Source organism: Bacillus sp. FJAT-47783, from assembly GCF_022808615.1.
Taxonomy (GTDB): domain Bacteria; phylum Bacillota; class Bacilli; order Bacillales; family Aeribacillaceae; genus Bacillus_BZ.
Genome location: NZ_JAKZKS010000043.1, coordinates 10,325 through 11,779, shown reverse-complemented (window position 1 = coordinate 11,779; position 1,455 = coordinate 10,325). Strand labels below are relative to the sequence as shown.

1 protein-coding gene and 1 CRISPR repeat array are annotated in these 1,455 nt (G+C 31.9%); the gene reads right to left on the bottom strand.

The genetic code is table 11. The features are described from left to right. Positions 1-688: a CRISPR direct-repeat array (repeat unit 30 nt; unit sequence GTTTCAATCCCTCATAGTTAAGATAAAAAC). A gap of 348 nt (positions 689-1,036) precedes the next feature. Beyond that, on the bottom strand, positions 1,037-1,207 hold the full coding sequence (locus MLD65_RS17555) for a hypothetical protein (RefSeq protein WP_243293117.1): 171 nt from the start codon (positions 1,205-1,207) through the stop codon (positions 1,037-1,039). Positions 1,208-1,455: the final 248 nt, after the last annotated feature.

Genomic DNA, 1,455 nt, shown 5'->3' with positions numbered 1-1,455 from the left:
GTTTCAATCCCTCATAGTTAAGATAAAAACGCTAGCGAAAACAACCCGCAAACATGCGAGGGAAAAAGTTTCAATCCCTCATAGTTAAGATAAAAACTATGGAACTGACATTATGGCAGTCCAAACTCAAAAGTTTCAATCCCTCATAGTTAAGATAAAAACATTTTGGAACAAGTACGGCATTCAAATGAAATACGAGTTTCAATCCCTCATAGTTAAGATAAAAACCGCGCGTGTTTATAGCAGCAGCATATATATTATTTGGTTTCAATCCCTCATAGTTAAGATAAAAACAATTCAGTTGACACATATATTGAGAAGGCATTTCGGTTTCAATCCCTCATAGTTAAGATAAAAACAAGAATAAGCAACAATTTTGTAGGAATCTACAAAAGTTTCAATCCCTCATAGTTAAGATAAAAACGGAAATGGAGGATGTCCTGTTTGACATCCAAGAGAAAAGTTTCAATCCCTCATAGTTAAGATAAAAACGAAGAAGCGAGCTGAGGCTAGGAAAGTTCGTGTGGTGTTTCAATCCCTCATAGTTAAGATAAAAACTACCAACCGGTTTTAGAAAAGCTTAATCATCACATGTTTCAATCCCTCATAGTTAAGATAAAAACATCTTCTTACAAGCAAAATGCTCATTTTTTGCTTGGTTTCAATCCCTCATAGTTAAGATAAAAACCCAAAAAATCGCTTATGTTATAATTTCTACATTCTTTATTGAATTCCTTTTTATTTGTTTTTAAAAATGTGTCTTTTTGTTAAATTGGGTATTTTCTCTGTAACGCTTGGATTTTATCAATTTTCCTTTTGATTTCAAAAAGTCGTCGATCCCCTAGGATTTTGACGCTATTGGAGGTCGACGACTTTTTTACAAAATTTATTTATGCTTCTTAACTGTTTTATATTTTAGGATATTCGCGAAAACAGACATGTTCAAACACCCGCTTAGTTAAAATCGGAACCATCTTCTTGTATTTCTTCTGTTACTCTCCTTTTGGAAGTAGTGTAAATCATCACTTTATTCCCTCTAAAAACCTTTAAAAACGATATGATTACTTAAAGCAGCAGAAATAAATGAAGTAACGTATTCACTATCATTATCATGAAATTTATATTTTACTTGATTATATTCCCTTTTTTCTGTCTTACTTAAAGAAAACCTTCCCGTACCAAGAGGTGATATTAAAATCTTTGCCACCTTGTTCACTCCTTTACTTGGATATAAATCTCCATTCCTCATCGTTAAGATAAAAAATCTAATCACTTTTGTGTGTTCTGTTGATTATTGGAAGTTTCGATCCCTCACATTTAAACAAAAAAAGCTTGTATCTTAACATTCTACATTTTCCTTAAGTTCCTCTTTTCATGTTTCAAGAAATTTAGATTTCTTTGTTTAGGGAGTTGTTTTCTCCTAATCTCTTTTATTATCTTTGTTTTTCTTCCGTT